At 73.8% G+C, this 539-nt stretch carries 1 protein-coding gene and 1 pseudogene; both read right to left on the bottom strand.

Going from position 1 to position 539, the window contains the following annotated elements; all coding sequences use genetic code 11:
• Positions 1 to 187 (bottom strand): Clp protease/crotonase-like domain-containing protein (locus tag DEIPI_RS38825; RefSeq protein ID WP_045233560.1); only part of this gene is annotated, 187 nt, incomplete at its 3' end.
• Positions 188 to 317: 130 nt separating this feature from the next.
• Positions 318 to 539 (bottom strand): annotated as a pseudogene (locus tag DEIPI_RS38820) (branched-chain amino acid ABC transporter ATP-binding protein); the annotation flags it as partial.

The raw sequence follows: 539 nt of genomic DNA, 5'->3' as shown, positions 1-539 counted from the left end.
CGCCCGCCACGAAGCTGCGGCCCGCCCCAATGATCACGAAGGCCGTGGCGGAGGGATCGTCGTTGCCCCGCGCGAGGCCCGCCAGGACGCCCTCGGGCACGCCGGTCGTCACGACGTTCACGGGCGGGTTGTCGATCGTCAGGACCGCCACCGGGCCCTGCTGGGAGTACTTCACGAGTTCCGGCATGCTTCCTCCTCGCGCGAGGCCGAGCGCGTCGGCCCGCGTGGTCGTGTCGTGGTGTCCACCCTCTTATACGCCTGTTGCCGTGCGCGCGAAAGGGGCCGCGCCCACGGCGCGGCCCCCTCGTGCCCCGACCTCAGACTCCGATGTAGGCCGCGCGCACCGCGTCGTCGCCCATCAGCTCGTCGCGGGTGCCGCGCAGGGTCAGCGAGCCGTTCTCCAGCACGTAGCCGCGGTGCGCGACCGAGAGCGCCGCGAAGGCGTTCTGCTCCGCGAGCAGCACGCCCGTCCCGCGCGACGCCACCTCGCGCGCCACGTCCAGCACCTGCCGCACCACCAGGGGCGCGAGGCCCAGGCT

The organism is Deinococcus pimensis DSM 21231 (assembly GCF_000519345.1).
Lineage (GTDB): Bacteria > Deinococcota > Deinococci > Deinococcales > Deinococcaceae > Deinococcus_A > Deinococcus_A pimensis.
The sequence above is the reverse complement of the archived record's forward strand: the minus strand, read 5'-3'. Positions and strand labels throughout refer to the sequence as shown.